This is a genomic window from Phytohabitans houttuyneae, from assembly GCF_011764425.1.
GTDB lineage: Bacteria > Actinomycetota > Actinomycetes > Mycobacteriales > Micromonosporaceae > Phytohabitans > Phytohabitans houttuyneae.
The window spans coordinates 4,983,919-5,009,384 of sequence record NZ_BLPF01000001.1 but is presented as its reverse complement, the minus strand read 5'-3'; the positions used below and the strand labels follow the sequence as shown (position 1 = coordinate 5,009,384).

The following is a 25,466-nucleotide window of genomic DNA, read 5'->3' as shown; positions in this document are numbered from 1 at the left end:
CCGGGGGTGGCGGACGCAAGGTCACATACCGGTGTTGTATGCGGCCTTACGCCCGACGCCGCCGGACGCCGCCTGGGCCCGGCGCAGCCCGGCAAGGATTTTCCAAACAGGGCCTAGAAGGTTGTCGGCCAGTCGCCGCGGATGAAGCGCAAGCCGAGCAGGAAGACGATCAGGGCGGGAAAGACCGCGAGCGTGACGGCCTGTAGGCGGTATTCGATCTGGTGGCGGAGCAGTGCCAGCCCGTTGAGCGCGACGGCCACAGCCGCGGCCATCATGAAGCCGCCCCACCAGTCGGTGTCGCCGAAGTCGACGACGCCGGCATTCATCAGCAGAAACAGCACGCCCAACGCGGTGCCGCAGAGCGCCAGAGTGGCGATCGTGCGGTGGAACGCGCGGGCGAGCGGGTGTGCCGGGCGCCACGCGTACGTCCCGGCGATGGCGAGAGTGGGCAGGATGATCATGATGGGCCAGCCATCGGTCATCACGCCGAACATCAGCATGGCGCCGACCGCGAACACGATCAGGCCGACCCAGGCCACCAGGTAGCCCGTGGCGGCCTTGCCCCCACCCCGGGTGAGCAGCGGCGCGCCGGCCGCCGCGATGAACGCGCCCGGCACGAGCACGAACCCGGCCCACCAGTGGAAGTGTCCGGTGCCCTGCGCGACGGCTGTCACGGCCGCGGCGCCGAAGGCCACGGCGGCGGCCGCGAACCACCAGGCCCGCATCGGCTGGACCGCCACCGACTGGACCCCCGCCCTCGAATGCGTCTCTACGCTCACGCTAACCGACTCTGCCCCCGCGGCCGGGCAAACACCATCCAGCTAGCCCTACCCTCCAGGCGGGGGCTGTCCCGACGGCTCTAGAAGTCGCCGCCGCCGAAGTCGCCACCGCCGAAGCCGGCATCGCCGCCGAAGTCGCCGCCGCCGTAGTCGCCCCCGTAGTCACCACCCGCGTCGCCGCCGTCGCCTCCGCCCGAGCCGTCGTCGAAGCCCTCCGCCTGCCCGGCGTCATAGCCGTACCCCGGGTCGGCGAAGGCGGGCGAGAAGAGCGCGTCAAAGATCAACAGACCGCCGATCGCGCCGGCGGCACCGGCGAGGGCGGGCTTCCACCAGGGCTGCGAGTACCAGCCGGCCGGCACCGGGCGGCCCTGCACCCGCCCACCCGGGTAGTAGTAAGGCGTGTCGTTGCCCGGCTGCGGCCCCGCCTTGAAGTGCTGGCCCTGAACATCGACCTCGCGCTCCACCGTCAGCTGCCCGGCGCCGTGGGCGGCGGCCAGCGGCGGCAGGTCGGGGCCGGGGTCGAGGCCGAGCGCGACGCGGGCGGCCCGCGCGTACGCCAGCCCCTCGATCGCCGTCTCCCTGGCCAGCGCAAACTGCCGCACCGTCCGGGACTGCTCCAGCTGGCTGCCCGCGGCCGTGTACCGCTCACCCGCGTCCACCAGCGCCTGCCGGACAGCCGGCTCGTCGCCGTGCAGGTTCATGACCTGGCCACCCAGCCGCTCGTACCACCGCTGTGCCTCGGCCCGCGCGTCCGCCAGGTCCCGGGCGTGCCGCTCCGCGCTCGCCCTCCGTAGCAGGAACGCACCGCCGGCGATCAGCACGACGAGCACGACCAGCAAAAACCACTCCATGTCCCGACGGTACCCGGCCCGTTTCGTCGTACTCGTTTGGCAAGCTCACGGACGTGGACATTTCGACGCTGGCCGTGGTGGTCGTCTGCCTGGGCGCCGGAGGCGCCGTCGGGTGGCTGGCCGCACGGGCCCGGGCCAGCGCGGAGCTGGCCCGCCTCGACGCGACGCTGCGCGCCACCCGCGAGGGTGAGGAGCGGCTGGAGCAGTCGATGCGGGCTCTGTCCTATGAGGCCACCGCACAGTCACAGGAGGCCGTCGCCCGCGCGGTCGCACCGCTGCACGAGTCCCTCCGGCGGTACGAGATGCGGGTGGCCGACCTGGAGCGGGAGCGCGTCGACGCGTACGCGGAGCTGCGCGAGCAGGTGCGCGCGATGTCCACGGTCTCCGGTGAGCTGCGCACCGAGACAAAGCAGCTTGTCGCCGCGCTCCGGGCGCCTCAGGTGCGCGGGCGGTGGGGTGAGCACCAGCTGCGGCGGATCGTCGAGGCAGCGGGCATGCTGGAGCACTGCGACTTCTCCGAGCAGGTGACGGCGGTCAACGACATCCAGGGTGTACGCCCCGACCTGGTCGTCAAGCTCCAAGGTGGACGGTCGGTGGTGGTCGACGCCAAGGCTCCCTTCGAGGCGTACCTGGCGGCGATGGAGTCGCGCGACGAGCGGGGCCGCGACTCGCACCTCGACGCGCACGCCCGCCACCTGCGCGGCCACGTCGACGCGCTGGCGGCAAAGTCGTACTGGAGCGCGTTCGAGCAGACGCCCGAGTTCGTGGTGCTCTTCGTGCCGGCCGACCCGTTTCTCGACGCGGCGCTGCAGCGCGACCCCACGCTGCTGGAGCACGCGTTCGCCCGCAACGTCGTGCTCGCCACGCCGGCGACGCTGATGGCGCTGCTGCGCACGGTGGCGTACGTGTGGCGTCAGGAGGCCCTGGCCCGAAACGCGCTCGCGGTGCACACGCTGGCCCGCGAGCTCTACGGGCGGCTTTCCACGCTCGGTGACCACGTGAGCCGGCTCGGCGGGGCGCTCGGCGGCGCGGTAAGTGCGTACAACCGGGCGGTCGGCTCGCTGGAGGCGCGCGTGCTCGTCAGCGCCCGCAAGCTGGCCGAGCTGGGCGTCTCCGACGACGAGCTGCCGGCGCCGGCGCAGGTCGAGATCTCGCCGCGCCAGCCCCAGTCACCCGAGCTGGTCGGAGACTAGGGCGGCCGCCTCCTTGGCGCGGCTCGCGGCCGCCGCCTTCATCTCGCGCTTGAGCTCCTGCGGCAGGGAGAAGGTCAGCCGCTCGTCGGCGGTCGTGACCTCGGCCACGTCGGCGAAGCCGCGCGCCGCGAGGTGCTCCAGCACCTGCATGACAAGCTCGTCGGGCACGCTCGCGCCGGACGTGACGCCGACCGTGGTGGCGCCCTCCAGCCACTCGTCGGCGATCTCGTGCGCGTAGTCGACCAGGTGACCGCCGCGCGCGCCGGCGTCGATGGCGACCTCGACAAGCCGCACCGAGTTGGAGGAGTTGCGCGAGCCCACGACGAGCACCACGTCGCATTGCGGCGCGATCTCCTTGACCACGTGCTGGCGGTTTTGCGTGGCGTAGCAGATGTCGTCGCTGGGCGGCGACTGGAGCAGCGGGAGCCGCTGCTTGAGCCGGGCCACGGTCTCCATCGTCTCGTCGACGGAGAGCGTCGTCTGGGAGAGCCACACGACCTTTGACGGGTCACGCACGGTGACCTTGTCGGCGCCTTCCGGTCCGTCGACGAGCTGGACGTGCGCGGGCGCCTCACCGGCCGTGCCGATGACCTCCTCGTGGCCCTCGTGGCCGATGAGCAGGATGTCGTAGTCGTCGGCCGCGAACCGCTTCGCCTCTTGGTGCACCTTGGTCACCAGCGGGCACGTCGCGTCGATGGCCTTGAGCGAACGCGCCTTGGCCTGCTCGTACACCTCCGGCGCCACGCCGTGCGCCGAGAAGATCACGATGGCCCCCTCGGGGACCTCCTCGTTTTCCTCGACGAAGATGGCGCCCTTTGCCTCGAGCGTCGACACCACGTGCTTGTTGTGGACGATCTGCTTGCGCACGTAGATCGGCGGCCCGTAGAGCTTGAGCGCCTCCTCGACGGTCTGCACGGCGCGGTCGACGCCTGCGCAGTACCCGCGGGGCTTGGCCAGCAGCACGCGCTTCCGGATCTCGGTCACCCGGCCATCGTACGTGCCACGCCGCGCCACCGGCCCTGGCCGAGACCGGGATTACCCCGTACGGCACATAGGCTGGCCAGCGTGACGCAGCCCGAGACGCCCAAGAGCACGCCCGAGGAGCCGTGGCCGGTCCGGGTGGTCAGCCAGAAGGTCGGCGCGTGGGTGGCCAAGCTCGGGTGGGTGTGGGTCGACGGGCAGGTGGCCCAGATCAGCCGCCGCCCGGGCGCGAGCACCGTCTTCCTCACACTGCGTGATCCGTCGGCCGACCTCAGCCTGACGGTTACGACAAACCGGGATGTACTGGACATCGGCGCCCCGAACCTCGAAGAGGGCGCCCGCGTCGTCCTGCACGCAAAGCCCGAGTTCTACGCGGCGCGGGGCACGCTCAGTCTGCGGGCCGACGAGATCCGGCAGGTGGGGCTGGGCGAGCTGCTGGCCCGCCTGGAGCGCCTCAAGAAGCAGCTCGCCGCCGAAGGACTCTTCGCGCGCGAGCGCAAGCGCCGCCCGCCGTTCCTGCCGTCGCGGATCGGGCTGATGACCGGGCGCTCGTCGGCCGCCGAGCGGGACGTGCTCACCAACGCCCGCCGCCGGTGGCCGGCGGTGGAGTTCCGCGTGATCAACGTGGCCGTGCAGGGGCCGACCGCGGTGCCACAGATGATCGACGCGCTCAAGGTGCTCGACGGCGACGAGACGATCGATGTGATCATCATCGCGCGCGGCGGCGGGAGCGTCGAAGATCTGCTGCCCTTCTCCGACGAGGCGCTGTGCCGCGCGGTCGCCGACTGCCGTACGCCCGTGGTCAGCGCGATCGGCCACGAGACCGACATCCCGCTGCTCGACTACGTGGCCGACGTGCGCGCCTCGACACCGACCGACGCCGCCAAGCGGATCGTGCCCGACCTGGCCGAGGAGCTGCGCCTGATCGGCCTCGCCCGGCAGCGGCTGGGTCGCGCGGTCACCGGCCTGCTCGACCGCGAGCAGCACCGCCTCGACTCGATCCGCTCCCGCCCGGTCCTCGCCCGCCCGCACGTCATGATCGATCAGCGCGCGACCGAGGTGGGCGCGCTCCGCGACCGCGCCTCCCGCACGCTGGACCACAAGCTCACCGCCGCCGCCGGCGACCTGCGCCACACGCTGGCCCGCCTCCGCGCGCTGTCACCCGCCGCGACGCTGGAGCGCGGGTACGCGATCGTGCAGCGTGCGGACGGCCACGTGGTCCGGGCGCCCTCCGACGTGGCCAAGGGAGACGATCTTCGGGTACGGCTCGCGGCCGGCGACCTGTCCGCCCAGGTGACCGACTCACCGGGGTGAGTCACCGGACCGCCGCCGCGCCACGGGTAGGGTGACCGACCATGAGCGAGCCGCAGTTGAGCTACGAGCAGGCCCGCGCGGAGCTGGCCTCCGTGGTGGAGCGGCTGGAGACCGGCGGCGGCTCACTGGAGGAGTCGCTCGCGCTCTGGGAGCGTGGCGAGCAGCTCGCCGACATCTGCCAGCGGTGGCTGGACGGCGCCCGCGCCCGCCTGGAGGCCGCGAAGGCCGCCCGCGAAGACGCCTAACCCCCTCCCCGTTGATCAGGGAGTTGGTCGGCGTGTCCGTCGGCGCGCCGCTCCACCAAGTCCCTGATCAACTGGACGGGACCGCGGAGGCGGCCGGCTCGGAGACGTGCGCGGCCACGATGCGCCAGCCGGCCGGCAGGCGGACCCAGGTCTGGGACTGCCGGCCCACGATGGTGCTGCCGGGGTAGTGGAACATCGTGTTGACCACGGCGTAGTCGATACCGAATGTGGTGATCCGGGTGTCGCGCAGCCGCCGCCCGGCGGGCAGCGGTGCCTGGGCCCATCGCCAGGTCCGCTGCTCCTCGATGCCGACCTGGTGGTCGGCGATGCCGTAGCGGACGGTCTCCGGCGACTGCCAGAAGAAGTCGACGATGCGGTCGGGCTCGCCCGCGACGAGAGCCGACTCGTACGCGGCGAACGCCCGGCTCACCTCGGCCACCACGTCGGGGCGGTTGATCTCCATCGAGTGGGGTCCTTTCGTGGGGGATGGGGCGACGGTCGCAGCGGGCCCTGCGACCGTCGCCCCACGTGTCAGGCGGCCGCCTTTTCGAGGTCGGGCGCCGGGCGGGGTGCCGGCACCTCCGCGTCGTCCTCGCCCGGCTCGGGCTCCCGCGGTGGCACCTTGGCCAGCGCAAACCCGACGCAGACCACGGCGATGAAGGCGTAGCCGAGCGCGACCTGCCCGTTCGCGTTCCAGGCCACCTTCTCCCCGTGGATGAGGCCGATGAACGACAGCACCGCCCCCGAGCCGGCGAAGACCGCCGCATGCCAGAAGCGCTTGTCGATGATGAACGCGACAATCGCACCGAGTACCAGCCCGGCCAGGATCGCGCCCTGCCCGAGGACGAGCAGGCCGTGGTAGAAGACGCCCGCACCTTCCAGCGCCGCGTCGCCGACCTGGGCCGCCGACGTGCCGGCCGCAGCGAGCGCGTTGTCCATCTGGCCGCTGGCCCACGCCGCGATGTTGGGTATCAGCGCGGCCACCACCGCGGCCGCGTGTGCCCGCGGAGTCGCCTGGAATGCCTGCGCGCCGATCAGTAGTCCTATGTAGAGCAGGATGGGCACGATGGCGGGTGTCGGTAGCAGCGCACCGAGCAGGCCGAACATGCCGAGGAAACAGAGCAGTGCGATGACCACGCCCGTCGCCATGGAATAGCCGGTGCGTCCGCCCGCCGCCTTCCATCCCGGGTGTCCAACGTAGACAGCCGGCGGGAACGGCGAGCCGAGCGCGGAGCCGATGACCGCGCCGGCACCGTCGGCGAGCAGTACGCTGCGAAGGTTGTAGTTGTCGCCCGCCGTGGCCGCACTCTCCACATTGGTCATCGCCTCGGTGAAGTTGTAGACGCCCAACGGGATCGCGGTCGCCAGCAACGGCGCCATGTCACCGAGGCCGTCGAAGAGCAGCCCCAGCTTGAGATCCGGCACCGCCACGGCGATGTCCCCCGCGGCCGACTCGACGTCCGGTACCGACATCGCGCCGCCGATCCAGCCGATCGCCGTACCCACCAGGAGAGCGGCGAGGCCGATCGGGATGTTGCCGGGCAGCTTGATGTCCGTCAGAAGGCCGATGAGCAGCAGCGCGAACACCGGCAGCGCGATCCAGGCCATGTCCCACATCTGCGCGGCCGGGTTCATCGAGATGAACGTGATGGAGATGCCGGCCAGCGTGCCCAGCAGCGCGGCGCGCGGCGCGTACTTGCGGATGTAGGGTCCGACAAACGCTCCGATGAGGACGATCACGCCGATGATGAAGGCCCACGCCAGACCCGCCTGCCACGCGCGCATCGGGTCGTCCGTGCGCAGGTAGATCGGCAGCATGATCACGAAGATCACGATGAACATGTGCGGCACGCTCGGCCCGTACGGCATCGCCGTCACGTCCGCGCGGTTTTCCTTCCGGGCCAGCCGCCGCGCCAGGTACGTGTAGTAGATGTTGCCGAAGACGAGGGCGACGCCGAGCGCCGGCAGCACCGTGCCGAACACGTCGCCCGAGGCCATGTGTACGACGCCGATGCACAGCCCGGTCAGCGTGAGGACGTTGACCAGCACATTGACGCCGAAGCCGAAGAATGCGTTGGTGTCCCCGCGCACCCAGTAAGGAAGTTTCACGGCTCCTCCCGAAGGGCTCTGAGCACGTTGGTCGAGTCGGCGACCCAACCGAAGATGCCGCCCTGTGCGGCGATCATTTCGAGCCCCACCCGCTGAAACTCCGGGAAGTAGGACCCGACGCAGTCGGCGAGCACGAGGCACTCGTACCCGCGGTCGTTCGCCTCGCGGACCGTGGTGTGCACGCAGACCTCGGTCGTCACACCGGCGACGAGGAGGCTGACCACCTTGCGCTCGTCGAGCAGCTCACCCAGTTCGGTGGCGTAGAACGCGCCTTTGCCCGGCTTGTCGACCACCGGCTCACCCGGTACCGGCGCGAGTTCGTCGACGATGTCGTGGCCGTACTCGCCGCGGATCAGGATGCGACCCAGCGGCCCCTCGTCCCCGATCCGCATGCTCGGCGCACCGCGGGCGAGCTTGGCAGGCGGGCAGTCGGAGAGGTCGGGCAGGTGCCCCTCGCGCGTGTGGATGACGGTGAGCCCGGCCGCCCGCCACGCCGCGAGCAGCGCCGCGAGCGGTGCGATCGTGCGGCGGAGCTGGCTGACGTCGTTGCCGAGCGTCTCGCCGAACCCACCCGGCAGCAGGAAGTCCCGCTGCATGTCGATGACCAGCAGGGCCGTGCTGATCGGGTCGAACGTGAACGGCGCCGGCCGCGCCTCCACCGTGGTCACGACGTCGCCTCGATAACCGCGTCCGACGTCGCGACGCAGCCGAAGACGCCGCCCTGCATGGTCACCATGTGCAGCGCGGCGGCGTGGTTGCCCGCGTCGGTGGCGCCCGTGCAGTCGGAGAGGATCAGGCACTCGTACCCGCGGTCGTTCGCCTCGCGCATCGTCGTGTGCACGCAGACGTCGGTCGTGATGCCGGTGAGGATGAGGTGGGTGATGCCGCGGGTGCGGAGTACAAGGTCGAGGTTGGTGGCGTAGAACGCGCCCTTGCCGGGCTTGTCGATGACCACCTCGCCGGGTGCCGGCGCGACCTCCGGCACGATCTCCCAACCCGGCTCGCCCTTGACCAGGATCCGCCCGCACGGGCCGGCCGAGCCGATCTCGGCGCCGATCTGCGCTGAGCGCCAGCGCTTGTTCGGCGGCAGGTCGGCGAGGTCGGGATCATGCCCTTCACGGGTGTGTATGACCAGCATGCCGAGGTCGCGGGCGTGCGAGAGCAGCCGCTGGGTCGCGGGCAGACCGGCCCGCGTGAGTGCGATGTCGTAGCCCATGCTGTCGACGTAGCCACCGGGACCGCAGAAGTCGGTCTGCCAGTCGATGCAGAGCAGAGCGGTACGCGCGACCGGAGCCGCGCCGTCGTACGGCCAGAGATAGGGGTCCGCCTTGACGGGTCCGATGGTTGAGCCTGGCATATAGTCGATTGTCGACCGAACCGTTACCCACCCGAGTCGCTGGCGTAACGGCGAAATTACGCCAGGTACGTGCGGGCGCCGTGGCTGGCGAGCGCGGCCAGCATGGCCTCCGGGTCGCCCACCGCCGCGGCGGTCAGCAGGCGCTCATGCCGGTGCACCCCATCGACGGGCTGGGCCACCTCTGCCTCTCGGCTCAGGTTGCGAGCCATGTAGAGCTGCAGCTTGACGAGGATCGACTCGTAGATCGCGGTCAGCTGGCTGTTGCCCGCCAAGCCGACGACCGCGACATGAAACCTGCGGTGTGCCTCGGCGATCTGCAGCCGGTCGCCCGCCCTGGTGGCCTCGCTCATCTGGTCGAGCGCGGCCCGCAGCCCGACCAGGTCGCTGTCCCGCGCCAGCGGCAGGGCGGTCGCGATCGCGTGGCGCTCGAGCACGTCACGCACCTCGTACAACTCTTGGACGTCACGGTCGGAGAGCGTCGCCACCCGCACTCCCCGGCGGGGCACGTGCTCCACGAGGCCCTGCTCGGCCAGCCGGCGCAGCGCCTCCCGCAGTGGCGCCCGGCTGATGCCGAGGCGGCGGGTGAGCTGCTCCTCCACCAGGCGCTCGCCGGGATCTGTGCGGCCGCTGAGGATCTCCCGCCGCAGGCGGGCGACGGCCAGCTCCACGAGGCTGTAGCTCTCCAGCTCGCCCTCGACGGAGGCGGCTCCGAGGTCGGTCACGGCATTCAGCGTACGGCCGCGGCCAGCTCGCGCTGCTCCTCTTCGTGGGCACCGCCCACGATGACGATTGTCCGATCCCGCTCCAGCAGCACAAGTGCCCGCTCGCCGGGGCGGGCGCGGTAGCGCTGCCAGCTCTGCCCGTCGATCTTGACAGTGCCCTCGGCCCGCCCGCTCTTGGTGAGCTCGATGGGGAGCAGCTCCTCGGCCGGCACGTCGCTCTGGATCAGCTGGAGGCCGGCGCCGTCCGGCGTCACGTATCCGATCCGGAGGATCTGGCCGCCCTCCGCCTTCTGGAACGTGGCGCTGATCGCCCGCCAGTCCTCCGACAGCCCTGTGGGCTCGGCGACCGGAAACGCGTTGGCCGTGCGGGCCTGCGCAATCGCCGGTGCGGTGTCGACCTCGACCGGCTGGTCACCGCCCTGCACGACCCGGTAGATCAACACCACCAGGAGCACGGGGACGAGCAACACGATCAGCGACAGCACCATGTCGCGCGGGGTGCGCGAGTTGGTGGCGGGCGGCGGCGTCGGCTGGTCCACGTAACCATCTTCTCAGTCCGCCGACCGAACAGGCGTTCAGCCCCCGGCCATGAAAAGATTTGGGCAGCCCAGCGCCCTGCGTACGGCGGTGTCAGCGCCGGCCGGGCGCCGCACTGCCCCGCAACGTCGCGAGGAGGACCGCCATGCCGCAGGACCGTATTCCGCAGGATCTCGACCGCAACGTCGCCCTTGAGCTCGTCCGGGTCACCGAGGCGGCGGCCATGGCGGCCGGCCGCTGGGTCGGCCGGGGCGACAAGGAGGGCGGTGACGGCGCGGCGGTCGACGCGATGCGCAAGCTGATCAACTCGATCCAGATGCGCGGCGTCGTGGTCATCGGCGAGGGTGAGAAAGACAACGCACCCATGCTCTTCAACGGCGAGCAGGTGGGCGATGGCACCGGGCCCGAGGTCGACGTCGCGGTCGACCCCATCGACGGTACGACGCTGATGAGCAAGGGCATGCCGAACGCGATCGCGGTGCTGGCCGTGGCCGAGCGGGGCGCGATGTTCGACCCGAGCGCGGTCTTCTACATGGAAAAGCTGGCCGTCGGCATCGACTGCGCGCACGTGATCGACATCAACGCCGGCGTGACGGAAAACCTCCGCCGCATCGCCAAGGTGAAAAACTCCGGCATATCGGATGTAACGGTCTGCATCCTCGACCGCCCTCGCCACGAAGACCTTGTCCGCGAGGTGCGCCAGGCCGGCGCCCGGATCCGCTTCATCTCCGACGGCGACATCGCGGGAGCCATCTCGGCCGCCAGCGAGCAGTCCGATGTGGACGTTCTGGTGGGCATCGGCGGCACGCCCGAGGGCATCACCGCCGCCTGCGCGCTCAAGTGCATGGGTGGCGCGATGCAGGCCAAGCTCTGGCCGCGCGACGAGGCCGAGCGGGAGAAGGCGATCGCCGCCGGCCACGACCTCGACCGCGTGCTCACCACGGACGACCTCGTGACCGGCGACAACTGCTTCTTCGTGGCCACCGGCATCACGACCGGCGACCTGCTCAAGGGTGTCCGCTACCGCGCCGGCGGCGCCTACACCCAGTCGATCGTCATGCGGTCCAAGAGCGGCACGATCCGCGTGATCGACTCGTACCACCGCCTGGAAAAGCTCGCCCTCTACTCCGCCGTCGACTTCGACGGCCGACCGCTGGCCGAGCTCGCCTGAGTCCTCCGGGGCTTCAGAAGCGGCCGGCCCGCAGGAACGCCTCGAGGCCGGCCAGGTCGTCGGTGTTGATGTGGTCGACGTCGGCTGCGACCAGCTCGCGCCACACCGCGTCGCGCTCGGGGCCGGGGAGGTCCGGCGTGGCCCAGAAGCGCACCCGCTGGCCGTTGGCGTGCGCGGTGGCGACGGCCTGGTGGAGGAAGGCGCGCTCCCCAGCCGGCATCGGGCCGACGCCCCGCCAGGTGAATACGCCGGTCCAGTTTTCGCTGATCAGCGGCATGAACGAGGCCGGCGCACCGGCGCCGAGGTCGGCGCCCCGGCCGTCGAAGAAGGCGTACCGCACGGGCTGGCTCTCCATCAGCGCGCGTGGGCGGTCACCACTGATCACGATGGTGACGGCGTCCTGGTGGACCTTGCCGCGCGCGTATGTGGTCAGCATCTTGCGGTACTCGCGCAGCACGCGGTGCAGCTCGGTGTACGTCTCGACGCCCGTGTTCTTGATGTCGACAAGGAGCTGGAGCTGCTGGCGGCTGCCCCGGAAGACCGTCCCGTGGTTGGCGCGGATCCGGCGGACCAGTGGGTCGAGGTACAGCTTCTGCAGCGTGCGGCCCGGCACGATGTCCTCCGGGTCGTGGGCGACGACCAACTCCCCGTTGACCAGGTAAATGTCCGCTTCCACGCTGGTGAAGCCGTGGCTCAGCGCGTCGAACAGCGGCCGTTCGTGCTCGTAGTCGTTGTGTGCGTGCGCCCGTGCCAGCGGCTTGTCGTGCCGCCCGGAGTGGCCGCCTGCCTGCGCGGCGGGCGCCGCCATGGCGACGAGCGCGCCGGCGACGGCGAGCACCGAGAGTGCGCGTCGGAACATCGAGATTCTCCCCGTATCGATGGGTGCCAACAAACAGGACCCTAGGGGACGAAGGTGAATCTACGGTGACTATCAGCCCGCGTCGGATGAGTGCCCGGGGAAGAGGTGGGCGGCCGGGTCGATCACGACGGCGGCGTTGTTGACCGCGGTGGCCGCTTCGCCGAAGCCGGTCGCGATGAGGCGCACCTTTCCCGGGTACTCCGCGATGTCACCGGCCGCGAAGACCCGCGGGCGGTTGGTCAGCATGGTGCTGTCGACCTTGATGTGGCGCTTGTCCAGCTCCAGGCCCCACTCCCCGAGCGGGCCGAGGTCGGCGGTGAACCCGAGCGCGGCCACGACCGTGTCGACCGGGATCGTCTCCGCCACGCCGCCCTTGACGGTGATGTCGGCGTGGGACACCCGCTCCTCGCCGTGGATCTTGGTGATCTCGGCGTTGACCACGATGCGCACCGGCAGCTGCTGCACCCGGCTCACGGTCGCGGCGTGCGCCCGGAACTTTTCCCGGCGGTGCACCAGCGTGATCGACTTGGCCAGCGGCTCCAGCGCGAGCGCCCAGTCGAACGCCGAGTCGCCGCCGCCCACGATCAGCACGTCGTGGCCGGCCAGGTCGGCGAGGCGGGGCACGAAGTAGACAAGGCCATCGCCGGCGAACGCCGCCGCGGCCGGAAGGGGGCGCGGGCTGAAGCTGCCCAGCCCACCGGTGATGATGATGGCGCCGCAGAGCAGCTTTTCCCCGTCACCGAGCGCGAGCAGCGGACGCTCATCCACATAGGACAGCTCCTCGGCGCGCGCACCCAGCATGTACTCCGGGTTGTAGGGGGCCGCCTGCTCGACGAGGTTGGCCACCAGGTCGCGACCTTTGATCACCGGAAAGCCGGCGACGTCGTAGATGGCCTTTTCCGGGTACATCGCCGTGACCTGGCCCCCGGCTCGGGCAGCGCGTCGATGACCGCCACCGAGAGCCCTCGGAACCCGGCGTAGTACGCCGCGTAGAGCCCTGTGGGCCCGGCCCCACTATCGCGACATCGATCTCGCGCATGCGTCCACCGTAGCCTTCCGTCGGACCGAACCCGCCGCTAACAGATGCACCGCTGGACCAGACGGTGGCACACCCCACGCCGCCCGGCAAGGAGCGTCCCGCCACATCTAGGACATGGCGTAGGGGGTGTCAGTGCGGCGGCGACGGAACAGGATCGCGGCGACCAGGCCGCCCAGGAAGCCGAAAAGGTGCCCCTGCCAGGAGACCTGCGGGTCGGAGGGGAGGATGCCCCCGATGAGCTGCCAGCCGTAGAGCAGGCCGACGAGGAGGACGACCCCGACGTTCCACCAGCTGCGTTCGACGAGGCCACGCATCAGAAGCAGGCCGAGGTACCCGAAGATGACGCCGCTCGCGCCCACCACGACCGTGTTCGGGCTGCCCGTGAACCACACGCCCAGGCCACTGGCGAAGATGATGAACAGTGTCGAGTACAGGAAGCGCCTACCGCCCGCGGCCAGCACAAACGTTCCCAGCAGGATCAGCGGCACGCTGTTGCTGTACAGGTGGTCGAAGCCGTGGTGCAGAAACGGCGCGAAGAAGACGCCGTCGAGGCCCTCGATGTGATGCGGCACGATGCCGACCGACCTGTCGAACGGGTTGCCCAGCCAGCCGTCCAGCGCCTCGATCAGGAAGAGCACAGGGATGACCGCGCACATCGCCACGAACGCCCGCCCCAGCGAGGCGTAGAACGCCTCAGTGCCGAAGCGGTTGGGATCGCCGCTGGAGCTGCCGCCGTATGCCACGTCTCACTGCTATCAGGCGACGCCGGCCACCGCCAAATGAGTCGGAGGTCATCTAGCTCAATTCATCGGTCTTGCGTTGGATGACCTCGGCGTAGCGGGAGACCTGGGTGTAGACGCCGGGGTAGTCGCGGCGGCCGCAGCCCACGCCCCAGCTGACGATGCCGACCTGTACCCACGCGCCGGAGGCGTCGGGGCGCACCATCGGGCCACCGGAGTCGCCCTGGCAGGCGTCGACGCCGCCGCGCCGGGTGTCGCCCGCACAGATCATCTTGCTGTGCACCACCGAGTACCCGGCCTCCCGGTAAGCGCGGTCGCACGCCCGGTCGGAGACGTATCGGACCTCGGCCGTTCGCAGGTACCGCTGCTGGGTCGCCGAGCCTTCCCGGGTGGAGCCCCACCCCATGATCGTGAACAGCCCGCGGTCGTACGTGTTGTCGGCGGCCCGCGGCAGCAGCGGCAGGTCAAGTGCCTCGGCGAGCTGGATCAGCGCCCAGTCGTCGCCCTCGGTCGCGTCGCGGAAGTTGGAGGCGCGGACCACGTACCGCGACTTGACCCGGATCGCGTCCGGCGAGTGCTGGTCGACCGCGCCGGCGATGACCGTGATGCCGCTGTTGAAGCCGGTCCGGTCGACGCAGTGCGCCGCGGTCAGCACCACCCGCGGCGCGGTCAGCGCGCCCGCGCAGCCCATCGACAGCCGCACCACCCACGGGAACTGGCCCGGCTCGGCGAGCTCACCACCGACGATCTCGGTATGCGGCGGGGGCGGGGGTACCGGTGCCGCCGCGGCCGGGACGGCCACCGCGATCGAGCCAACCATCGCGCCGGCGACCAACGCGCCGAGCCACCCCGCAACACGCATGCGAAACCCCCCATTTAGGCAGTTCGCCCAGTATGGACGGTTGGTCCGCACAATCCTTGCCACGAAACGCCAGAAAGGGTACGCACCGGCGAGGTGCGCACCCTTTCCGCGATCTTCAGACGGTCAGTACCAGCCCACGTCCTGCGAGTGCGCCCACGCACCGCAGGGGTCGCCGTACCGCCCCTTGATGTAGCCCAGGCCCCACTTGATCTGGGTCGCCGGGTTTGTCTCCCAGTCGGAACCCGCCGACTCCATCTTCGGGCCAGGCAGCGCCTGCGGGATGCCGTAGGCGCCGGACGAGGGGTTGCGAGCCTTGTGGTTCCAGCCACTCTCCTTGGTCCACAGCTTGTCCAGGCAGGGCATTTGGTCGATCTTGAAGCCGCTGCTCAACAGGAGCGCGCAGCCGGTCTTGCGGTTGCCGCTGTACTCGTTGCACGAAGCGGGAATCGGCCCGGTGTACGGCTTTGGTGCCGAGTTGGCCTCTTCCTTCTGCTCTTCTTCTTCGCGCTTCTTGCGGCTCGCCGCCTCGGCAGCCTTCCGGGCCCGCTCAGCTTCGGCCTTGGCCGCAGCGGCCGCCTTCTCGGCGGCGATCCGCTGGGCCTCGCGCTGGTGCGCGGTGGCGATCATGTGCTCGCGGTGCCGCTCCTTGATGTACTCGATCTCCTCCTGATCGGCATCCGCGGCCAGCTGAGCGCTGATCCCTTGCTGCTGGGCTTCCCGGTCCTGACCCAGGTAGTAGCCGCCGCCAACGCCTGCGACAAGCAGGCCGAGGGCTAGCGCTCGGATCCCGAACCGGCTCCACAGCCGACTCACGAAGTGTCCCTTCGTCGGGGGCAAGGACACGGTGCGGACGGCCGTAAGGGGGACGGCGGTCCGCGCCGTGGGCACCTGCTCCTGGACCGACGAATGGTGCCGGTGTGGCGCGGGTGCCCGCAGGACACCATTGCGCACAGTGAGGCGAATGTGGAGGCGCGTCAGCCCTTTGTGACTTGCGCCACGCCGTTTACCAGGGCAAATATGGACAGATCCCGAACGCTAACGCGGGATGTCCTCCAGCAAGTCGGTGACGACCTCGGCGATCGGTGATCGTTCCGAGCGGTTGAGTGTGACATGCGCGAAGATCGGGTGTCCCTTCAGGGCCTCGATCACCGCGGTCACACCGTCGTGGCGGCCCACCCGCAGGTTGTCGCGCTGGGCCACGTCGTGGGTGAGCACCACCCGCGAGCCCTGGCCGATCCGGGACAACACGGTCAGCAGCACGCCCCGCTCCAGCGACTGCGCCTCGTCGACGATCACGAACGCGTCGTGCAGGCTCCGTCCCCGGATGTGGGTCAGCGGCAGGACCTCGAGCATGCCGCGGGACAGCACCTCTTCCATCACGTTTTCGTGCACCACCGCGCCCAGCGTGTCGAACACCGCCTGGGCCCACGGCGACATTTTCTCGGCCTCCGAGCCGGGCAGGTAGCCGAGCTCCTGGCCGCCGACCGCGTACAGGGGACGGAAGACGATGACCTTCTTGTGCTTGCGCCGCTCCATCACGGCCTCCAGGCCGGCGCAGAGCGCGAGCGCGGACTTGCCGGTGCCGGCCCGCCCGCCGAGCGACACGATGCCGATCGAGTCGTCCAGCAGCAGGTCGAGCGCGACCCGCTGCTCCGCCGAACGTCCACGCAGGCCGAACGCCTCCCGGTCACCGCGCACCAGGCGCACGGTCTTGTCGGGCAGCACCCTGCCCAGCGCCGAGCCGCGCGCCGAGTGGAGCACAAGGCCGGTGTGACAGGGCAGGCCGGCGGCTTCGTCGACGTCGAGCGCCTCGCCCGCGTACAGCTGGTTGACCTGCTCCTCGCTCAGCTCGAGGTCGGCCATGCCGGTCCAGGTGGGGTCGCTGGCCTGGCCGTGCCGGTACTCGTCGGCGTGCAGGCCGACCGACGCGGCCTTGACCCGCAGCGGCATGTCCTTGCTCACCAGCGTGACGTCGCGCCCTTCGGCGGCCAGTCCAAGGGCGACGGAGAGGATCCGCGCGTCGTTCGACTCGTTCCGGAAGCCCTGCGGCAGCACGGACGGGTCGGCGTGGTTGAGCTCCACCCGCAGCGTGCCGCCGAGGTCGTTGACCGGCAGCGGCGCGTCGAGGCGGCCGTGCTTGATGCGCAGCTCGTCGAGCATCCGCAGGCACTGGCGGGCGAACCAGCCGAGCTCGGGGTGGTGTCGCTTGCCCTCCAGCTCGGAGATGACTACCAGGGGGAGCACCACTTCGTGCTCGTTGAAGCGGTAGAAGGCCGCTGGGTCAGACAGCAGCACCGAAGTGTCCAATACGTACGACTTTTCGGCAGGCTCCGCGGGTGCGGGCTCGTCCGACGCGGTACGCGACTTCGGGCGGCGGCTGGCGGTCGTGGCGGCTGGGTCCTGGTTGGTGGCCCGGGGATTGGTACGGCGAGTCGTCACAGGCCTGCTCCGGCGAGCGTGCACCCGGACCGCCCGCGATCCGCCTCGTCCGGTGCCCGGAGTCACGGGGTCGGATGCGAGGTCCCGTGGCGTAAAACGCAAGGTCCCGGGCCGGCCGGATGGCTTGGGATGACCCCGCGCCATGGGTAGAAGCTAACCGGCCGAGGCCAGCTTGGGCTAGTACGTGACGGGCGGCGCGCCGTGACAACGCATTGGAACCGGGACCACCGGCCCGCCGATGGTCCCGGTGCTGCAGGCGTCCAGCGCCGCTACTTCAGGCGGCTGGCGCCACGTTTTAGGCGCCGGCCCGCCCGACCCGAGGGCGGCTGCAAACCCAGGGTCGGGCGGGCCGGCTGGGAGGGGCCGACCAGGATGCGTGCCCCCTGCGCGCATCCCGGCCGGCGAGTCGTACGGCCACCGGTCTGGCCGTACGACCCCCTGAGGGAGCCGTTCACCCCACGCGAGTGGAGTGCCTTCCGCCGTTGGACACGGCTCCCACGAATGAGGCGCTGGTGTACGTGGTTCCCTGCCGCACGACCACGGGCCTGGCCAGCGGCTTGCCGTCCGCGGCCTTGGCCGCCTGCGCCTCACGACGTCGCCGGTTCCAGGCACCGCGATCGCCGTCCAAATAGCCTTGTCGGTACCCGAACCGGTACCCGATGCGGTAGCTCAACTGGCCGTGCAGCCGGCCAGCGGCGTAGCTCGAAGATCCCAGAAGCAGCACGAAGAACAGCGCGAAAAAGGGACTCATGGATCAACCTCGGCATCCAGCAGCCGACTGATGTCCGTCATGCTCACCTCCTCGACGAGCTCTACGCTGATCCGGCACCCCCCGAGCACCACCTCGGCCACCGACGACCGGCGGATGTCGCCTCCCGCGTCGTACACCCGCACACTCAGCTCGGGGCAGCCAAGGTGGGTCCGCCAGGAGTCCCACTCGGACCGGTTTCCGACGTTGAGCGAGACGTAGCGCGAACCGCGGGCAAGGTACAGCCGCCAGGGGGCACTCAGCCCAGCCGCCACCCCCTCGGCAATCACTCCGAAGGCGTCGGCTCGCGTCTCAACCTCGGTCATCCGTTCCTCCCTGCAACATGCCCCCTCTTGGGCCTGTCACGCACACGTGACACAATTGACTACTATTCGTCCCAAGCACGTGACAGAGCGTACGGCGTCACATACGCGTGACAGCATCATCTTTTCGGCTGATATGTACAAGACATACAGATGACCTACCCTAGCGGCGTGGCACCCCTCAAGAGAAGGAACTACGAAGTAAGCGATGGAGATGATGACCCGTCACGCGCACGGGACAGAGCCGTTTCTCGAGAAAGTACGAGGGCGAACTGGCCGTACCGTCACCCGGTGCCGGACACGCCTGGGCGAAAGATCGCTTTCGCCGCGTTCGTACGTAAAGCGCTGGAAGATGCCCGCGCGACCCGCGCCTGGACCGGTTCGGAGGTGGCCCGCCGCACCGGCGTGTCCCGCCAGACCATCAACCGGTGGGTGCGGGGCGAATGGGCAAGCGACCCCGAAGCGGAGCGGGTCGTGGCGTTCTGCGAAGGCCTCGGCATCAACCCGACGGTGGCCTTCGGCGTACTCGGTTGGGCCGACGCCGCCCCCTCGCGGCCCGCGCCCACGGCACCGCCGATGGATCCCGACGTGGAGGCGTTGCTGCGCCGACTCGTCGACCCCAACGTCTCCGAGGCCGAAAAGTTCCACATCCGGGAGACCGTCCGGTACCTCGCCTACCGGCCAACCGTCCCCTCCGACTCCCGTAAAGGACGCAAAAGGGCTAGCTAGCTACGCCAAGTCTGCAAATGGCGAAAGAAGGCTGCCCGCACTGTCGCAAACTGCCGTGCGTGGGCGCGCGGCAGGCTACCGTCCACTTCGTACTGCTTGGGCTCGTCGTCGGCGGGGGGACGGGACAAGGCCGGACACAGCCCTGCGGGACAAGAGGGAGGGGTCTTCCATGCCCCTGAAATGGAGCGCGGTCGTCACAGCGACCGTAGCGGTCACATTGTGCGTGACCGCCAACATCCTGGTCGAAGTGCTGAGCGCCAGACACGTGCCGACCGTGGTCAACCTGTTCGCGATATCCGCTGCCTCGGTGGCGACGATCGTCGCGGTGATGGCCGAGTTCTACCAGCGCGTCAATGACCGGCTCAACGCGATGACCGAGTTTCTGGTCGTACGGCTTGCCGAGCTCGACGACCGTACCGGCGATCGCAACACCGGCTTCGTCGAGGGCTATCTGCTGGGTCAGGGCCACGACGGTCACGCGGTGGCGCAGAGCCACGAAGGCAGCGTCGTACCGCTGGGTTTCCGGTCGGGCCGGCGAGCCATGAGCGGAAGGGACGACTGATCCTTACGCGACCGTCGAACGCCAGGTCATCAGGTCGAAGGGAAGTTCATTCGGTACGCTGGCGCGCGTGCGGCCGAACGATGCGGGTAACCAGCGCCCGTCCCGTCCCCTGACCGTGGACCAGGCGTGGCAGATCACCACGGCGAGGGCCGCGGAGTGCATGCTTTTCTTCGACTTCGACGGTGTGGTGGCACCGGTTGGCGACGACCCGAACGCGGTCCAGCCGGTGCCCGAGGTCATGGCCGCCATTGCTGGCCTCGCTGAGTTCGTTCAGCGTGTCTCGGTGGTTTCCGCACGTCCGGTCGACTTCCTTCGCGAGCGCTTCGGCCACCTGGCGGACATCGACCTGTACGGGCTGTACGGGTTGGAGCACAGCCACGGCTCGGGTGAGACGGTCACCGAGCCGGCCGCCCTGCCCTGGGTGCCGGTGATGGCTGAGCTCGCCGAGCGGGCCCGCACCGAGCTGCCCGAGGGCGCGCTGGTGGAGTACAAGCGGCTGTCCGTCGCGCTCCACTACCGCACCAACCCGCACCTGGCCGAGCAGGTCGACGCGTGGGGGCGGGCCGAGGCGGAGCGGCTGGGGCTGCGCGTGCAGACCGGCCGCATGGTGATCGAGATCAAGCCCCCGGTCGACCGCGACAAGGGCATGGTCATCCGCGACGTCGCGTCCTCGGCCGGCTGCGCCTGGTACTTCGGGGACGACGTGTCGGACATCAAGGCGTTCAACGCGCTGCGTGAGCTGGAGGCGGCCGACGAGCGCTTCTTCGGCATCTGCGTGGCGGTGGCCAACCCGGAGACCGGCCAGGAGGTGGCCCGCGCCGCCGACCTGACCATCGACTCACCGCAGGCGCTGGGCAAGTTTCTCGCCGAGGCGCTGCAGGCGCTCCGCGCCTGAGCCGCGACTCAGGGGTGGCAGGACTCGGTCAGGAGGCTGACTGAGCGCTCAAACGGGACAGAAAGCTGACTGAGCGCTCAGGCGCCGTAGCGGCGCTGGCGCTGGCCGTATGCCCGCAGTGCGCGGAGGAAGTCGATGTGCCGGAAGTCGGGCCAGTTCATGTCGCAGAAGTAGAACTCCGACTGTGCCGACTGCCACAGCAGGAAGCCGGAGAGCCGCTGCTCGCCGCTGGTCCGGATGATGAGGTCGGGGTCCGGCTGCCCGCGCGTGTAGAGGTGCTCGGCGATGTGCTCGACATCGAGAACCTCGACCAGCTCCTCGATGGTGCCGCCGGCCTGCGCGTGCTCGCTCAGCAGTGACCGCACCGCGTCGGCGATCTCGCGGCGCCCACCGTAGCCAACCGCAAGGTTGACCTGGACTCCCGTGCGCCCGACGGTGCGCTCCTGTGCCGCTTTGAGGACTGTTGCCGTCTCCGCGGGGAGAATGTCGAGCGCGCCGACCACCCGCAGCTGCCAAGGGTTGCCGTCTTCGGCCAGCTCGGTGACCAGGTCTTCGATGATCCGCAGAAGCGGGTCCAGCTCGCTCGCCGGCCGGCGCAGGTTGTCGGTGGCCAGGAGGTAGAGCGTGACGTGCGCGATGCTCGCCTGGTCACACCAGTCGAGCAGATGCTTGATCTTTACGGCGCCCATGCGGTGACCGTCGTTGGGGTCGATGAACCCCATCTCCTTGGCCCAGCGCCGGTTGCCGTCGCACATCACGCCGACATGGCTGGGCACCGGCTTGCCAATGAGCTTCCGGGTCAGCCGACGCTCGTACACCGAGTAGACAAGGCTCCGCAGATTCACCTTATGCAGAGTAGGGCTTACCGGACCGATCCACTACCGTGCGGCGAGCCCTATCCGTACCAACGTGTAGGCATCCAGCAACCCTTCGCCGAGCCCCAACTCGGCCAGTGTGGCGAAGACCCGGGCGTCCCGGGCGGCCGCGCGCACCGCCCCGTCGACCATCCGGCGGCGGCCGCCGAGCCAGGCGGCGGCGCGGCTGTGACGGAAATGACGGCCGAGCCGGCGCCGGAGTGCCGCCGTGTACCGGTCGGCGACGTGTCCGCCCGCGGCCGCCGCCTCCCCGGCCAGGGCACCGGAGAGCACCGCGTAGAAGATGCCCTCTCCGGTGAACGGGTTGATCAGCGACAGCGCGTCACCGGCGAGCACCATCCGCCCGCGCCCGGCCGGCGGCCGCCGCGTGGACAGCGGCAGGTGGTGCGCGCGCAGCCCGGTGGCGGCGGTCGGGTCGAGGCCGGGCAGCAGCGCGGCCATCCTGTCCAGCAGGTGAGCGCGGGTGAGCGGCTGGCCGCGGAGCACCTCGCCGTACCCGATGTTGGCCCGCCCGTCGCCGATCGGGAACGACCACGCGTAGGCCGGCCACCCGTCGCCCGAGGTCACGATCAGCTGCTCGACCTTGGGACGGGCGGGCGCGTAGCCGCGGATGGCGATCGCGAGGTGGCCGTCGGGGTTGGGCGCGAAGCCGAGCGTGCGCCGCACGACCGATCCGGCGCCGTCCGCGCCGACGAGGGCTCCCACGCTGAACTCGCCGTCGACCACCACCCGGTCGCCGCGCTCTTCCAGCCGGCGCACGGTGTGCCGCCGCAGGTCGGCACCGGCGGCTACCGCGGCTGCCACGAGCCGGGCGTCGAAGACCTTCCGGGGCACCGTGTACGCCGGGCGGGGCAGCGGCCGGGCAACCTCCTCGCCGCCGGGCCCGACCAGTCGCAGCACCGGCACCGGCGCGTAGCCGTCGACAGCATCGGCCACACCGAGTCCGGCCAGGACCTCCACGGCGTGGGGTGCGATGCCGTCGCCGCACGCCTTGTCCCGCGGAAAGTCGGCGCGATCGAGCAGCAGCACGCTGGCACCGGCCCGCCGGGCGGCGAGGGCGGCGCTGGCTCCGGCCGGACCGGCACCGACGATCGCGACGTCGAACGCGCTCACGACGACCGTCCCATCGCGTAGTGGGTGAGCGCGGCGGCCACCACCAGCGGCGCGCCGTCGCGGATCAGGCCGTCCGTGCCCAGCAGCCACCAGCACAGCGGCAGGTCCACCAGCAACACGAGAGCGGTGATACCCCACATGAGGCCGCGTGCCCATCCGCGCCCGCGCAGAAGGAAGAAGGTGGCCAGCAGCACCGCGTAGCTCACACCGACCGCGACGCAGAACCACAGCACCACGGCCGTGAGCGCGAGCGGACCACGGTCCGGGATCGCGCCGATCGACACGAGGCAGGGCACGAGCATCAGCGGCGCGTACGTGAACGCGGCCACCCGCGCTGTCAACAGCCAGCCAGCCACCTGCGGCCGCCGGGGTGCCGCCTCCTGCCAGGAGAGGCCCTTCCGGTCGATCACGAGGCGGCTGGGGTGGCGGACGAGGTAGTCACCCAGCGCGGGTGAGCGGTAGAGGAGCAGCACCACCGTCGCGCAGAGGGCGGCGAGGCCGGCGAAGCCCACGACGCCGGGGAGCGCGGGCAGCCCGTCGCGGGGCACGACCAGGCGGCCGACCGCGAAGACCGTGGTGACCGCGAGGATCAGGCCGAACGGCTTGGCGCCGGCGCGTCCTCGCCGCACGTGCCAGATCAGGATCAGGAAGCCGAGCGCGCGGAGCATCGCCCAGCCGGTGCGCACGGCCAGGGCGAAGCCCTGCTCGTCCGTGTACCACCAGTTGAGGACCTCGACCGCGACGGTGGCCGCCGCGGTCGCGGCGAGCAGGAGCACGAGGGACCGGACCGCCAGCGGACGCCGGCCCGGTGCGGCGGCGGCACGCGTGGCGGTCACCCGCCCAGCTTCCCTGTGTTCAGGCGGTCCCTCAAGTCGAGGGCGCGGCGTCCAAGCGGGCCTTGAGGGCGTCCAGCTCGGCCCAGAGCACGCCGGGCAGCTTGTCGCCGAACTTCTCGAACCACTCGGTGACCTGCGGAATCTCCGCCTTCCACTCGGCGGTGTCGACGCGGAGCACGGCCTCGACGGCCTCTCGGGACATGTCGAGCCCGCTCACGTCGAGCGCGTCGGCGGTCGGCACGAGGCCGATCGGCGTCTCGACGGCCGCGCCGCGCCCCTCCAGCCGTTCGACGATCCACTTGAGCACCCGGGAGTTTTCGCCGAACCCGGGCCACAGGAAGCCGCCGTCCTCGTCGCGGCGGAACCAGTTGACGTAGAAGATCTTGGGCAGCTTGGCCGCGTCTCCGTCGGTGCCCTTGCCCATCTCGATCCAGTGCCGGAAGTAGTCGCCCGCGTTGTACCCGATGAAGGGCAGCATGGCCATCGGATCGCGACGCACGACACCCACCTTGCCCGCGGCGGCGGCCGTGGTCTCGGAGGAGAGCGTGGCGCCGAGGTAGACGCCGTGCACCCAGTCGCGCGCCTCGGTGACCAGCGGGATCGTGGTCTTGCGCCGCCCGCCGAAGAGGATCGCGTCGATCGGCACGCCGCGCGGGTCGTGGTACTCCGGCGCGAGGATCGGGCACTGCGCGATCGGCGTGCAGAAGCGCGAGTTGGGGTGCGAGGAGAGCTCGCCGGAGTCGGGCGTCCAGTCGTCGCCGTGCCAGTCGGTCAGGTGCGCGGGCGGCTCGCCCATGCCCTCCCACCAGATGTCACCGTCGTCGGTGAGCGCCACGTTCGTGAAGACGGAGTTGCCCACGTCGAGCGTGCGCATCGCGTTCGGGTTGGTCCTCCAGTCGGTGCCGGGGGCGACACCGAAGAGCCCTGCCTCGGGGTTGGTCGCGTACAGGCGGCCGTCGTCGCCGAACCGCATCCACGCGATGTCGTCGCCGATCGTCTCGACCTTCCACCCGGGGATGGTCGGCTCCAGCATGGCCAGGTTGGTCTTGCCGCAGGCGGACGGGAAGGCGCCGGCCACGTACCGCACGGTGCCCTCGGGCGAGGTGAGCTTGAGGATCAGCATGTGCTCCGCGAGCCAGCCCTCGTCGCGCGCCATCACGCTGGCGATCCGCAGCGAGTAGCACTTCTTGCCGAGCAGCGAGTTGCCGCCGTAGCCCGAGCCGTAGGACCAGATCTCGCGGGTCTCCGGGAAGTGCGAGATGTACTTGGTCTGGTTGCACGGCCACGCCACGTCCGGCTGCCCGTCGTCCAGCGGTGCACCCACCGAGTGCAGCGCCGGCACGAACCAGGCGTCGTCGCCCATCGCGTCGAGCACCTCGGTGCCCATGCGGGTCATGATGCGCATCGACGTCACCACGTACGGGCTGTCGGTCAGCTCGACGCCGAACATCGGCTCCGGCGCGTCGAGCGGGCCCATGCAGAACGGGATGACGTACATCGTGCGGCCGCGCATGCACTCCCGGTACAGCTCGGTCATGGTCCGCTTCATCTCGGCCGGCGCCATCCAGTTGTTGGTGGGACCAGCGTCGGCCTCGTCGACCGAGCAGATGAAGGTGCGCTCCTCGACCCGCGCCACGTCGGTCGGGTCGGTGCGCGCCCAGAAGGAGTTGGGCTTGCGGTCGTCGGCGAGCCGGACCAACGTGCCGGCCTCCACGAGCTCGTCGGTGAGGCGGCGCCACTCCTCGGGCGACCCGTCACACCACACGACCTCGTCGGGAGTGGTCAGCTCGGCGACTTCGCGGATCCAGGAGAGCAGCTTCTGATGGTTGGTCGGGGCGCTGGCGAGCCCTCGCACTGTCGCCGGTGGGGCCGTCATGACTGTCTCCTTTTGGTCGTCGTTGACCGGAAATCGAGATGCGCGAAGCGGGCGAGCCGGCGAGAGGCCGGCGCGCCGCACGAGTCATCGGATTTCAGCTCAGCGTAAGCCGATCGGTCGTTCAGGGCAGCGTGGACGGTTGTGAAAATCTGCACAAAGTCCGGCGTTTATGAGTTCAGGCGATGGTTTCCGCGCTCCCACGCGCAGTTTCACGCAAACCTTTCTGCTGCCGTTCACCTCTTCCGGGTACGACCGAATTGCCCTAAGGTTCAGGTTAGCTCCCTGTTACGCCTGATTAATCCCCCGGAGGC

The 25,466-nt window shown here is 70.2% G+C and carries 27 protein-coding genes and 1 pseudogene; 7 read left to right on the top strand and 21 right to left on the bottom strand.

Features of this window, described 5'->3' with window-relative positions:
- Positions 1 to 113 precede the first annotated feature (113 nt).
- Positions 114 to 779, bottom strand: a complete 666-nt coding sequence (locus Phou_RS23210) for a hypothetical protein (RefSeq protein WP_173057930.1) — start codon at positions 777 to 779, stop codon at positions 114 to 116.
- Positions 780 to 859: 80 nt separating this feature from the next.
- The gene (locus Phou_RS23205; protein WP_173057929.1) at positions 860 to 1,630 is read right to left on the bottom strand and encodes a hypothetical protein; all 771 of its coding nucleotides are present in this window, start codon (positions 1,628 to 1,630) and stop codon (positions 860 to 862) included.
- Positions 1,631 to 1,683: 53 nt separating this feature from the next.
- On the opposite strand from Phou_RS23205, the gene Phou_RS23200 reads away from it, so the two are divergent.
- A complete protein-coding gene (locus tag Phou_RS23200) occupies positions 1,684 to 2,823 on the top strand; it encodes a DNA recombination protein RmuC (RefSeq protein WP_173057928.1) in 1,140 nt (379 codons plus the stop codon).
- On the opposite strand, the gene Phou_RS23195 is transcribed toward Phou_RS23200, so the two are convergent.
- Positions 2,800 to 3,807: a 4-hydroxy-3-methylbut-2-enyl diphosphate reductase gene (locus tag Phou_RS23195; RefSeq protein WP_173057927.1), complete on the bottom strand. Its 1,008-nt coding sequence runs from the start codon at positions 3,805 to 3,807 to the stop codon at positions 2,800 to 2,802. The two genes, Phou_RS23200 and Phou_RS23195, sit on opposite strands and share 24 nt — an antisense overlap.
- Positions 3,808 to 3,888: 81 nt before the next feature.
- Here Phou_RS23195 and xseA point away from each other — a divergent pair, with 81 nt between their 5' ends.
- Both xseA and Phou_RS23185 read left to right on the top strand, forming a co-directional pair.
- Positions 3,889 to 5,118 (top strand): exodeoxyribonuclease VII large subunit, encoded by a 1,230-nt coding sequence (xseA, locus tag Phou_RS23190; protein ID WP_173057926.1) that lies wholly within the window; start codon positions 3,889 to 3,891, stop codon positions 5,116 to 5,118.
- A 41-nt stretch (positions 5,119 to 5,159) separates the two neighbouring features.
- Entirely contained in the window at positions 5,160 to 5,363 is a 204-nt protein-coding gene (locus Phou_RS23185) for an exodeoxyribonuclease VII small subunit (RefSeq protein WP_173057925.1), read from the top strand.
- Between the two features lie 67 nt (positions 5,364 to 5,430).
- Here the strand turns inward: Phou_RS23185 and hpxZ are convergent, their stop codons facing one another.
- From hpxZ to Phou_RS23155, 6 genes are all read right to left on the bottom strand, one after another.
- Positions 5,431 to 5,826, bottom strand: a complete 396-nt coding sequence (gene hpxZ, locus Phou_RS23180) for an oxalurate catabolism protein HpxZ (protein ID WP_173057924.1) — start codon at positions 5,824 to 5,826, stop codon at positions 5,431 to 5,433.
- Between the two features lie 68 nt (positions 5,827 to 5,894).
- Positions 5,895 to 7,472 (bottom strand): regulator, encoded by a 1,578-nt coding sequence (locus tag Phou_RS23175; protein ID WP_218579068.1) that lies wholly within the window; start codon positions 7,470 to 7,472, stop codon positions 5,895 to 5,897.
- The gene (locus Phou_RS23170) at positions 7,469 to 8,140 is read right to left on the bottom strand and encodes a cysteine hydrolase family protein (RefSeq protein ID WP_173057923.1); all 672 of its coding nucleotides are present in this window, start codon (positions 8,138 to 8,140) and stop codon (positions 7,469 to 7,471) included. Before Phou_RS23170 ends, Phou_RS23175 begins: the two co-directional genes overlap by 4 nt.
- Positions 8,137 to 8,829 (bottom strand): biuret amidohydrolase, encoded by a 693-nt coding sequence (biuH, locus tag Phou_RS23165; RefSeq protein ID WP_173057922.1) that lies wholly within the window; start codon positions 8,827 to 8,829, stop codon positions 8,137 to 8,139. The genes Phou_RS23170 and biuH overlap by 4 nt, the downstream gene beginning before the upstream one ends.
- A gap of 56 nt (positions 8,830 to 8,885) precedes the next feature.
- Positions 8,886 to 9,551, bottom strand: coding sequence for a GntR family transcriptional regulator (locus Phou_RS23160; protein ID WP_173057921.1), 666 nt, complete (start codon positions 9,549 to 9,551; stop codon positions 8,886 to 8,888).
- 5 nt (positions 9,552 to 9,556) lie between these two features.
- Entirely contained in the window at positions 9,557 to 10,090 is a 534-nt protein-coding gene (locus Phou_RS23155; protein ID WP_173057920.1) for a DUF4245 domain-containing protein, read from the bottom strand.
- Between the two features lie 143 nt (positions 10,091 to 10,233).
- Between Phou_RS23155 and glpX the strand changes: the two genes are divergently transcribed.
- The gene (gene glpX, locus Phou_RS23150) at positions 10,234 to 11,259 is read left to right on the top strand and encodes a class II fructose-bisphosphatase (protein WP_173057919.1); all 1,026 of its coding nucleotides are present in this window, start codon (positions 10,234 to 10,236) and stop codon (positions 11,257 to 11,259) included.
- 13 nt (positions 11,260 to 11,272) lie between these two features.
- Here glpX and Phou_RS23145 read toward each other — a convergent pair whose 3' ends face one another.
- From Phou_RS23145 to Phou_RS23110, 8 genes and pseudogenes are all read right to left on the bottom strand, one after another.
- A complete protein-coding gene (locus Phou_RS23145; RefSeq protein WP_173057918.1) occupies positions 11,273 to 12,118 on the bottom strand; it encodes a phosphatidylinositol-specific phospholipase C/glycerophosphodiester phosphodiesterase family protein in 846 nt (281 codons plus the stop codon).
- A 72-nt stretch (positions 12,119 to 12,190) separates the two neighbouring features.
- Positions 12,191 to 13,157, bottom strand: a pseudogene (locus Phou_RS23140) (NAD(P)/FAD-dependent oxidoreductase).
- 107 nt (positions 13,158 to 13,264) lie between these two features.
- Positions 13,265 to 13,900 carry a rhomboid family intramembrane serine protease gene (locus Phou_RS23135; RefSeq protein ID WP_246273694.1) on the bottom strand — a complete coding sequence of 212 codons (636 nt, stop codon included), beginning with the start codon at positions 13,898 to 13,900 and terminating at the stop codon, positions 13,265 to 13,267.
- 52 nt (positions 13,901 to 13,952) lie between these two features.
- Positions 13,953 to 14,759, bottom strand: a complete 807-nt coding sequence (locus Phou_RS23130) for a serine protease (protein WP_173057917.1) — start codon at positions 14,757 to 14,759, stop codon at positions 13,953 to 13,955.
- Between the two features lie 123 nt (positions 14,760 to 14,882).
- The gene (locus Phou_RS23125; protein ID WP_173057916.1) at positions 14,883 to 15,572 is read right to left on the bottom strand and encodes an aggregation-promoting factor C-terminal-like domain-containing protein; all 690 of its coding nucleotides are present in this window, start codon (positions 15,570 to 15,572) and stop codon (positions 14,883 to 14,885) included.
- A gap of 222 nt (positions 15,573 to 15,794) precedes the next feature.
- Positions 15,795 to 17,198 carry an RNA 5'-3' helicase PhoH2 gene (phoH2, locus tag Phou_RS23120; protein WP_173057915.1) on the bottom strand — a complete coding sequence of 468 codons (1,404 nt, stop codon included), beginning with the start codon at positions 17,196 to 17,198 and terminating at the stop codon, positions 15,795 to 15,797.
- A 451-nt stretch (positions 17,199 to 17,649) separates the two neighbouring features.
- On the bottom strand, positions 17,650 to 17,949 hold the full coding sequence (locus Phou_RS23115; RefSeq protein ID WP_173057914.1) for a hypothetical protein: 300 nt from the start codon (positions 17,947 to 17,949) through the stop codon (positions 17,650 to 17,652).
- Complete coding sequence (locus tag Phou_RS23110) at positions 17,946 to 18,272, bottom strand: hypothetical protein (protein ID WP_173057913.1); 327 nt, start codon at positions 18,270 to 18,272, stop codon at positions 17,946 to 17,948. Before Phou_RS23110 ends, Phou_RS23115 begins: the two co-directional genes overlap by 4 nt.
- 288 nt (positions 18,273 to 18,560) lie before the next feature.
- Here Phou_RS23110 and Phou_RS23105 point away from each other — a divergent pair, with 288 nt between their 5' ends.
- From Phou_RS23105 to otsB, 3 genes are all read left to right on the top strand, one after another.
- Complete coding sequence (locus tag Phou_RS23105) at positions 18,561 to 18,998, top strand: XRE family transcriptional regulator (protein ID WP_246273693.1); 438 nt, start codon at positions 18,561 to 18,563, stop codon at positions 18,996 to 18,998.
- Positions 18,999 to 19,167: 169 nt separating this feature from the next.
- Positions 19,168 to 19,560: a hypothetical protein gene (locus Phou_RS23100; RefSeq protein ID WP_173057911.1), complete on the top strand. Its 393-nt coding sequence runs from the start codon at positions 19,168 to 19,170 to the stop codon at positions 19,558 to 19,560.
- A 67-nt stretch (positions 19,561 to 19,627) separates the two neighbouring features.
- The gene (gene otsB / locus Phou_RS23095) at positions 19,628 to 20,455 is read left to right on the top strand and encodes a trehalose-phosphatase (RefSeq protein ID WP_371872158.1); all 828 of its coding nucleotides are present in this window, start codon (positions 19,628 to 19,630) and stop codon (positions 20,453 to 20,455) included.
- A gap of 77 nt (positions 20,456 to 20,532) precedes the next feature.
- Here otsB and Phou_RS23090 read toward each other — a convergent pair whose 3' ends face one another.
- The 4 genes from Phou_RS23090 to Phou_RS23080 are packed head-to-tail and all read right to left on the bottom strand — an operon-like array spanning position 20,533 to position 25,155.
- Positions 20,533 to 21,300 (bottom strand): isoprenyl transferase, encoded by a 768-nt coding sequence (locus Phou_RS23090; protein ID WP_173057910.1) that lies wholly within the window; start codon positions 21,298 to 21,300, stop codon positions 20,533 to 20,535.
- A 33-nt stretch (positions 21,301 to 21,333) separates the two neighbouring features.
- On the bottom strand, positions 21,334 to 22,443 hold the full coding sequence (locus tag Phou_RS23085; RefSeq protein ID WP_246273691.1) for a geranylgeranyl reductase family protein: 1,110 nt from the start codon (positions 22,441 to 22,443) through the stop codon (positions 21,334 to 21,336).
- Positions 22,440 to 23,279, bottom strand: coding sequence for a hypothetical protein (locus Phou_RS52870; protein WP_246273690.1), 840 nt, complete (start codon positions 23,277 to 23,279; stop codon positions 22,440 to 22,442). The genes Phou_RS23085 and Phou_RS52870 overlap by 4 nt, the downstream gene beginning before the upstream one ends.
- A 31-nt stretch (positions 23,280 to 23,310) precedes the next feature.
- Positions 23,311 to 25,155 carry a phosphoenolpyruvate carboxykinase (GTP) gene (locus Phou_RS23080; RefSeq protein ID WP_173057908.1) on the bottom strand — a complete coding sequence of 615 codons (1,845 nt, stop codon included), beginning with the start codon at positions 25,153 to 25,155 and terminating at the stop codon, positions 23,311 to 23,313.
- Between the last annotated feature and the right edge of the window lie 311 nt (positions 25,156 to 25,466).

Coding starts and splice junctions, on each gene's coding strand:
- Phou_RS23205 (WP_173057929.1), bottom strand. CDS start 1,630: ATGGAGTGGTTTTTGCTGGTCGTGCTCGTCGTGCTGATCGCCGGCGGT.
- Phou_RS23185 (WP_173057925.1), top strand. CDS start 5,160: ATGAGCGAGCCGCAGTTGAGCTACGAGCAGGCCCGCGCGGAGCTGGCC.
- hpxZ (WP_173057924.1), bottom strand. CDS start 5,826: ATGGAGATCAACCGCCCCGACGTGGTGGCCGAGGTGAGCCGGGCGTTC.
- biuH (WP_173057922.1), bottom strand. CDS start 8,829: ATGCCAGGCTCAACCATCGGACCCGTCAAGGCGGACCCCTATCTCTGG.
- glpX (WP_173057919.1), top strand. CDS start 10,234: ATGCCGCAGGACCGTATTCCGCAGGATCTCGACCGCAACGTCGCCCTT.
- Phou_RS23145 (WP_173057918.1), bottom strand. CDS start 12,118: ATGTTCCGACGCGCACTCTCGGTGCTCGCCGTCGCCGGCGCGCTCGTC.
- Phou_RS23130 (WP_173057917.1), bottom strand. CDS start 14,759: ATGCGTGTTGCGGGGTGGCTCGGCGCGTTGGTCGCCGGCGCGATGGTT.
- Phou_RS23115 (WP_173057914.1), bottom strand. CDS start 17,949: ATGAGTCCCTTTTTCGCGCTGTTCTTCGTGCTGCTTCTGGGATCTTCG.
- Phou_RS23110 (WP_173057913.1), bottom strand. CDS start 18,272: ATGACCGAGGTTGAGACGCGAGCCGACGCCTTCGGAGTGATTGCCGAG.
- Phou_RS23100 (WP_173057911.1), top strand. CDS start 19,168: ATGCCCCTGAAATGGAGCGCGGTCGTCACAGCGACCGTAGCGGTCACA.
- Phou_RS23080 (WP_173057908.1), bottom strand. CDS start 25,155: ATGACGGCCCCACCGGCGACAGTGCGAGGGCTCGCCAGCGCCCCGACC.